This window comes from Streptomyces sp. NPDC088157, from assembly GCF_044741545.1.
GTDB lineage: Bacteria > Actinomycetota > Actinomycetes > Streptomycetales > Streptomycetaceae > Streptomyces.
In genome coordinates this window covers 446468-453611 of the sequence record NZ_JBIUSU010000009.1, presented here as the reverse complement: position 1 = coordinate 453611, position 7144 = coordinate 446468, and the positions used below count along the sequence as shown (strand labels likewise).

Sequence of the window (7144 nt, the reverse complement as noted above, 5' to 3'; positions counted from 1 at the left end):
GCCCCGTGGCCCCCCGCGCGCCCCGCCCCCCGCCCCCCCGCCCCCCCGGGGCCTCCCCCGTGGTCGTTGGCCCCCCCCCCCCCGCCGGGGGGGGCGGGGGGGGGGGGCCCCCCACCCCCCCCCCCCCCCCCCCCCACTCCACTTTTGCGGTCACTGAGCGCCGGGTAAGGTTAGGTTAGCCTTATTGATCTCGGCAGGAGGTGAATCCGCTTGTTCGTCTGCAGCTGCTTCGGTGTGACCGAGGCGCAGGTCCAGCGGCACGCGGACAACGGAGCCTGCACCCCCCGCCAGATAGCCTCGGCCTGCAAGGCGGGCACGGACTGCGGGTCGTGCGTCCGTCGTATCCAGGCGATTCTCGGCCGGGGCGCCTGTTCGCGCCGTGACCCGGCCGACCAGGGCAGGCCGGTTCTCGCCGGACTCGAAGGACTCGAGGAGCTCGAGGAAGCCGCTTAGGCGGGCTTCAGCTCTCCGGCTGCTCGATCAGCTGCGCGAGGTACAGCGCCTCGCCGAGCTTCTCCACCAGGTCCAGCTGGGTGTCGAGGTAGTCGATGTGGTGCTCCTCGTCCGCGAGGATCGACTCGAAGATGTTCGCGGACGTGATGTCACCCTTTTCACGCATCACCTTGATGCCGCGCTTCAGCCGGTCGATCGCCTCGACCTCGACCTGCCGGTCGGCCTCGAACATCTCCTTGACCGTCTGCCCGACGCGCACGTGGAACAGCCGCTGGTAGTTCGGCAGCCCTTCCAGGAACAGGATCCGGTCGGTGAGCACCTCGGCGTGCTTCATCTCGTCGAACGACTCGTGCCGCGTGTACTTGGCGAGCTTCGTCCAGCCGAAGTTCTCCTGCATCTTGGCGTGGAGGAAGTACTGGTTGATCGCCGTGAGCTCGCCGGTGAGCTGCTCGTTGAGGAACTCGATGACCTCGGGGTCGCCCTGCATCGCAGAGGCTCCTTCCACGTGGGGAATCGGGGTGAGGAATCGGGGAGGCTGCCGCCGAATGATTGCACCGGCGTCGATGATCGTCCAGTAAGTGCGTACTTAGTAAGTTAGTGCATGCTTAGTAGCAGATGCCCGATTCGGGATATGCCCGATCATGGCTGGTCATGTGCACCGTCCGGGGTCTGTCAGGATGGAGTCATGGGGCATCCGGTGGAGCGTGAATCTGGCGAAGAAGCAGTGTCCGAGCTTCCGCCGGGACAGCGACTCCAGCGCGGCTGGCCCGTCACGCACTACGGTCCGGTGCCCAGGTTCCGGCCCGAACGCTGGGAGTTCAGGGTCTTCGGCGCCACCGCCGACGGCGAGAAGCACTGCTGGAACCACGAGGAGTTCACGGCCCTTCCCTACGCGTCCGTCGTCGCCGATCTGCACTGCGTGACGAAGTTCAGCATGCTCGGCGCCGAGTGGGGCGGGATCCCGGCCCGCACGATCCTGGAGAGCGCCCCGCCCGCCCCGAACGTCACCCATGTGATGGTGTGGGCCGAGTACGGGTTCAGCTCGAACCTGCGCCTGTCCGACTTCGCCGCCGAGCGCACGATCTTCGCCACCCACAAGGACGGCGAACAGCTCACCGCCGAGCACGGCTTCCCGCTGCGGCTGGTCGTTCCGCACCTCTACGCCTGGAAGGGCCCCAAGTGGGTCCGTGGCGTCGAGTACATGACCGCCGACCGCCGCGGCTTCTGGGAGGAGCGCGGCTACCACAACCTCGGCGACCCGTGGAAGGAACAGCGCTACTCGTACCAGGAGGGCCCGGGGGAGGGGCCGGAGCTCTGACGTCCTCGGTACGGGGTCAGCCGTCCCGGAGTTTCTTCAGCCGCTCCACGTCCGCCGCGTGCCCCTCCTTGCCGCCGGGCGTCTCGATGATCAGCGGTACGCCCGCGGTGGCCGGGTGGGTCATCAGCGCCCGGAACGGGTCCTCGCCGATGTGACCGGCGCCGATGTTCTCGTGCCGGTCCTTGTGAGCGCCGACCACGTCCTTGGAGTCGTTGGCGTGGATCAGCCTCAGCCGGCCCTCGCCGACCGTGTCCACCAGCAGCTCGAGGGTCTGGTGCATACCGGCCGGGCCGGTCAGATCGTGCCCGGCCGCGAAGATGTGGCAGGTGTCGAGGCAGACGCCCAGCTTGGGATGGGCGTCCAGCGCCTCGAAGTACGGCCCGAAGTCCCAGGTCCGGGAGCAGAGCGAGGCGCCCTGGCCGGCGGTGGACTCGAGCAGCAGGAACGGGTCGTCGTCGTGGGTCAGCTCGTCCAGCAGCGGCAGCAGATACTCACGCACCTGCTTCAGCGCCACCGACCGGTCCTGCCCGCCCGTCGCGCTCCCCGTGTGCACGACCACTCCCAGCGCGCCGATCGCCCGTCCACGGCGCAGCGAGTGCCGCATCGACTCCACCGACCTCTCGGCCGTCGCCTCGGTGTGCGAGCCGAAGTTGATCAGGTACGGCGCATGCACGTACGCCGGGACCGACCGCGCCGCGCACGCCTCGCGGAAGGCCTCGTCCTGCCGCGGGTTGCCGACGGGGGTGGCCCACCCGCGCGGGTTGGCGACGAACACCTGGACCGTCTCGGCCCCGAGGTCGTGCGCGTACGACATGCCCACGTCGTGCAGACCGCCGGCCACGGGGACGTGACCGCCGACGGGGTTGCGGGAGGGGAAGGGGGCTGGAGAACTCACCCGTTCAGGGTGTCATGCCCCGTGCACCGCCCCGGACCCGCCCGGTCACCGGATGGTGATCGTGATCGTCGACCCCTTGGGGGCCGACTCGCCGCCCTCCACCGACTGCTTCTTCACGGTGTCGCCGAACAGCCCGAGCAGCCCCCGGTCCTCCTTGACCTCGAAGCCGGACTGCTTCAGGAGGGACTTGGCGTCGTCGACGCTCGCGCCGACCACGTCCGGGACCTCGACCATCTCCGGCCCCTTGGACAGCGTCAGCGTCACCGTGTCGCCGTCGGCGGCCTCGCTGTCCGCCTCCGGGGTCTGCGCCGCGACCTGGCCCTTGTCGAACTCGGAGTTGACCTGCCTGGTGGCGACCTTCACCTTCAGGCCGGCCTCCTCCAGTTCGGCCCTGGCGTCGGCCAGGTCCTCGCCGGTGACGTCCGGGACGTCGACGGGGCTGCCCTTGCTGACCACGAGCGAGACCGCGGTGCCCGCCCGGCGCTCGGTGCCCGCCTCCGGGTCGGTGCTGATCACGAAGCCCTTGATGACATCCTCGCTGAACGCCTTGGTGACCAGCCCCGGCTCCAGACCGTCGCTCTTCAGCAGCTCCTCGGCCTTGTCCAGCCGGGAGCCCTCCACGTCCGGCACCTTCACGATCTCCGGGCCGTCGGAGACGGTGAGCGTCACGGAGTCGTGCTTGCGGATCCGGGCGCCCGGATCCGGGTCGGTGTCCATGACGGTGCCGCGTCTCACGGTGTCGCTGTGCTTGTGCTCGACCTTGCCGACCTCGAGCCCGGCGGCCTCCAGCCGCGACCTGGCCTCGGCCTCCTTCTGCGTGAGCACCGCGGGGACCTTGGTGAACTGACCGGAGTTGATGTACCAGACGCCGGCGCCCACACCGAAGACCAGCAGAACGGCGGCGACGAGCGCGAGCACCCCGCGCCGGGGCCGTACCGAGCGGCGCCGGGGCGGCAGGGGCGGCGGGCTCCGGAACCGCGAGGTGCGGTTGAGCGGGTCCTCGCCGTCGGCGGGCTCGTCCTCGTCGACGGGCAGCGGCCGCGACGGGGGTCCCCCCGCGCGAGCGAAGCCGAGCGGGGGGGAGGTGAGCGAGCGCGGGATCACGCTCGTCCGGTCCTCGGCGTTGTCGTGCCCGGCGGAGACGGCCTGCGGGGGCAGCGCGTCCAGCTGGTCCTCGCTGAGCGCGGCCCGCGCCTCCCGCACCTGTCCGAGCAGCGCGACGGCGTCGTACGGCCGGACGCCGGGGGTGCGGGCGGTGGCCGACGCCACGAGCTCGTCCAGCTCGAACGGCAGCCCGGGAACGAGGGACGAGGGCGGCGGGACGTCCTCGTGCAGGTGCTTGTAGAGCACGATCGCGGGGGAGTCCCCGTCGTGGGGTTTCTCACCGGTGAGCATCTCGTGGAGCACCACCCCGCACGCGTACACGTCGACGCGGGCATCCGCGGTACCGGGCTGCTCGATCTGCTCGGGAGCGAGGTAGGCGACGGTGCCGAGCACGGCTCCGGTGGTGCTGGTCACGGTGTCGACGGACCGCACCAGTCCGAAATCCGCGACCTTGACCCGCCCGTCATCCCCTATCAGCACGTTCTCGGGCTTCATGTCCCGGTGCACGAAGCCGGCCCGGTGCGCCGCGCCGAGCGCGGCCAGCACGGGCTCCAGGATGTCGAGCGCGGCGCGCGGCTGAAGCGCCCCGCGCTCCCGCAGCACATCCCGCAGCGTGCATCCGGCGATGTACTCCATGGCCAGATAGACGTACGACCCGTCGGCACCCTGGTCGAACACCTGCACGACATTCGGGTGGGCGAGCCGGGCGACGGATTTCGCCTCCCGGATGAACCGCTCGACGAAGGACCCGTCGGCGGCGAGCGCCGGATGCATCACCTTGAGCGCGAGCACGCGGTCCAGGCGGGTGTCCACGGCCCGGTAGACCGTGGCCATCCCGCCGACCGCGATCCGCGCCTCGACGCGATACCGGCCGTCGAGCAGTCGCCCGACCAGAGGGTCCTGAAGGGTCGTGTCCACGCAGGTGAGTGTACGAGCCGCCGCTGACACCTCCGCGGGTTCCACCGAGATCGCAGCGCGACTGGAGCCGACCTGTGACGCAACCCACGGCCCGGACGACACCCCTCTCCGAAGACCGGACGGTAACGGGACGTCGGTCAGAATGCGGGGCGCTCGGGGTCCAGCACGGCCCGGCCCTCCACGGGAGAGGACGCCTCGGCGAAGTAACGGGGCGGGATCCGGCCGGCCAGCCGGGCCAGCCTTCCCGCCTCGACGCCGGCCCGCATGGCCGACGCCATCCGCTCGGGATCCCGTGCCCGCGTCACGGCCGAGGCCAGCATCACCCCCGCACACCCCAGCTCCATGGCCAACGCCACGTCCGACGCCGTACCGGCCCCCGCGTCGAGGATCACCGGCACGCGGGCGTGCTCGACGATCAGCTGGAAGTTGTGCGGGTTGCGGATGCCCAGACCGGAGCCGATCGGTGAGCCCAGCGGCATCACCGCCGCGCACCCCACGTCCTCCAGCTTCCTGGCCAGCACCGGATCGTCGTTCGTGTACGGCAGCACCGTGAACCCGTCGTCCACCAGCGTCTCCGCCGCCTCCAACAGCTCGATCGGATCCGGCAGCAGTGTGCGCTCGTCGGCGATGACCTCCAGCTTGACCAGGTCGGTGCCCAGCGCCTCCCGCGCCAGCCGGGCCGTCAGCACGGCCTCCCCGGCGGTGAAACACCCCGCCGTGTTCGGCAGCACCCGGATACCGAGCCGCTCCAGCACCGACAGCACGGAACCGTGCACCGAGGGGTCCACCCGCCGCATGGCGACCGTCGTCAGCTCGGTCCCGGACGCCACCAGCGCCCGCTCCAGCACCTCCAGGCTGGGCGCACCCCCCGTACCCATGATCAGACGGGACGAGAAGGGCGTGCCGCCGAGGACGAAAGGATCGTCGGCCATGGCTCAGCCTCCCTGGACCGCGGTGAGGACTTCCACCCGGTCACCGTCGCTCAGCGCCGTGGACGGCCACTGCGCACGCGGGACGACGGTCTCGTTGAGCGCGGCGGCCACCCCGGAGGGCGCCGGCGTCAGCGACCGTACGACGCTGTCGAGAGCCGTACCGGGAGCGAACTCCCGCCGCTCGCCGTTCACCGAGACGTTCAGGCGGGTGCTCATGCGGGCTGCTCCGTGAGTGCGGCGGCGGCGAAGCGCCGGGGCGTGAAGGGACGGGCCTCGTCCGGGAGCTCCCCGGTGGCCAGGGCGTGCGCCATCGCGTCACCCGTCACCGGGGTCAGCAGCACGCCGTTGCGGTAGTGGCCGGTGGCCAGCAGCAACCCCGACAGCTCCGTCGGGCCGAGCAGCGGCGCGTTGTCCGGGGTCCCGGGTCGCAGCCCCGCGCGCGTCTCCGTGAGCGGCAGCTCGGTGATCCCCGGCACCAGCTCATGGGCGTCGCGCAGCAACTCGTACACGCCTCCCGCCGTCACCGTCGTGTCCCAGCCCAGCTCCTCGCTGGTCGCCCCCACCACCAGCTCCCCGTTCTCCCTGGGGACCAGGTAGACGTGGCTGCCCCGCACCACGGCCCGCACGGTCCGGCTCAGGAACGGCGCGTACCGCGGCGGCACGGTCAGCCGCAGCACCTGGCCCTTCACGGGCCGTACGGGAGGCAGCACGTCCTGCGGCACCCCCGCGAGCCGCCCGCTCAGACTGCCGCCGGCGAGCACCACCTGCCCCGCCCCCAGCTCCGTACCGTCCCGCGTGACGACCCCCGTGGCTCGCTCGCCCACCACGGACAGCCGTTCGGCCCGCGTGCGGTGGAAGATCACGCCGGCCCGCTCGCACGCCGCCAGCAGCGCCCCGGTCAGCCGCCTCGGGTCGATCTGGTGGTCGCCGTCCACCCGCAGACCGCCCCGTACCCCCGGGGCGAGCAGCGGTTCCAGACGCCGGCACTCCCGCCCGGTCAGCCACTCCGACTCCAGCCCCGACCGCTGTTGCAGGGCGTGCAGTTCGCGCAGATGGGCGCGGTCGTCGGAGTCCAGCGCGACAGCGAGCGTGCCGCAGCGCCGGTAGCCGAGGTCGTGCCCAGTCAGCTCCGTCAGCTCGGCCGCGAAGTCCGGATAGCGGCGGGCGGAGGCCAGGTTGAGGCCGAGCAGGGTCTGCTCGCCGTGGTGCAGTTCCGTGACGGCGGCCAGCATCCCGGCCGCCACCTGGGCGGCCCCGCCGCCCGGCGCCGGGTCGGCCACCGCCGTGGCGAAGCCGCGCTGTGCGGCCCGCCAAGCCGTGACAAGGCCGATGATCCCGCCCCCGATGACGAGGACGTCTGACGTACGTGGAGACGACATGGGCGTCCAGCCCCTCCCTTCGCCGGCATGACCCGGATCAGGTACGTACGGTCGGAGGCCGCCAGCCTCCCTCTCAGCCCGGTGCGTCCGGACTCCCGCGAGTGCTCTAGGTTGGCCACCCTAGCCGGACGCCGCGCACCTCAGT

8 protein-coding genes and 1 riboswitch are annotated in these 7144 nt (G+C 71.5%); of the genes, 2 read left to right on the top strand and 6 right to left on the bottom strand.

Features of this window, described 5'->3' with window-relative positions; all coding sequences use genetic code 11:
• Positions 1 to 210: 210 nt before the first annotated feature.
• Positions 211 to 453 carry a bacterioferritin-associated ferredoxin gene (locus tag ACIPFH_RS34050; RefSeq protein WP_401832629.1) on the top strand — a complete coding sequence of 81 codons (243 nt, stop codon included), beginning with the start codon at positions 211 to 213 and terminating at the stop codon, positions 451 to 453.
• Between the two features lie 7 nt (positions 454 to 460).
• Here the strand turns inward: ACIPFH_RS34050 and bfr are convergent, their stop codons facing one another.
• A complete protein-coding gene (gene bfr, locus ACIPFH_RS34045) occupies positions 461 to 940 on the bottom strand; it encodes a bacterioferritin (protein ID WP_189916875.1) in 480 nt (159 codons plus the stop codon).
• 198 nt (positions 941 to 1138) lie between these two features.
• Here bfr and ACIPFH_RS34040 point away from each other — a divergent pair, with 198 nt between their 5' ends.
• Positions 1139 to 1771, top strand: a complete 633-nt coding sequence (locus ACIPFH_RS34040) for a sulfite oxidase-like oxidoreductase (protein ID WP_401832628.1) — start codon at positions 1139 to 1141, stop codon at positions 1769 to 1771.
• Between the two features lie 16 nt (positions 1772 to 1787).
• Here the strand turns inward: ACIPFH_RS34040 and ACIPFH_RS34035 are convergent, their stop codons facing one another.
• The 5 genes from ACIPFH_RS34035 to thiO all read right to left on the bottom strand — a co-directional run bounded on the left by ACIPFH_RS34035 (position 1788) and on the right by thiO (position 6999).
• On the bottom strand, positions 1788 to 2666 hold the full coding sequence (locus ACIPFH_RS34035) for a deoxyribonuclease IV (protein WP_401832625.1): 879 nt from the start codon (positions 2664 to 2666) through the stop codon (positions 1788 to 1790).
• Positions 2667 to 2711: 45 nt separating this feature from the next.
• Positions 2712 to 4688, bottom strand: a complete 1977-nt coding sequence (pknB, locus tag ACIPFH_RS34030; protein WP_401832624.1) for a Stk1 family PASTA domain-containing Ser/Thr kinase — start codon at positions 4686 to 4688, stop codon at positions 2712 to 2714.
• A 137-nt stretch (positions 4689 to 4825) separates the two neighbouring features.
• On the bottom strand, positions 4826 to 5620 hold the full coding sequence (locus tag ACIPFH_RS34025; protein ID WP_356258145.1) for a thiazole synthase: 795 nt from the start codon (positions 5618 to 5620) through the stop codon (positions 4826 to 4828).
• A 3-nt stretch (positions 5621 to 5623) separates the two neighbouring features.
• On the bottom strand, positions 5624 to 5824 hold the full coding sequence (gene thiS / locus ACIPFH_RS34020) for a sulfur carrier protein ThiS (RefSeq protein WP_401832664.1): 201 nt from the start codon (positions 5822 to 5824) through the stop codon (positions 5624 to 5626).
• Positions 5825 to 5832: 8 nt separating this feature from the next.
• A complete protein-coding gene (thiO, locus tag ACIPFH_RS34015) occupies positions 5833 to 6999 on the bottom strand; it encodes a glycine oxidase ThiO (protein WP_401832621.1) in 1167 nt (388 codons plus the stop codon).
• A riboswitch (TPP riboswitch) is annotated at positions 6997 to 7108 on the bottom strand. Its footprint overlaps the gene before it by 3 nt.
• Positions 7109 to 7144: the final 36 nt, after the last annotated feature.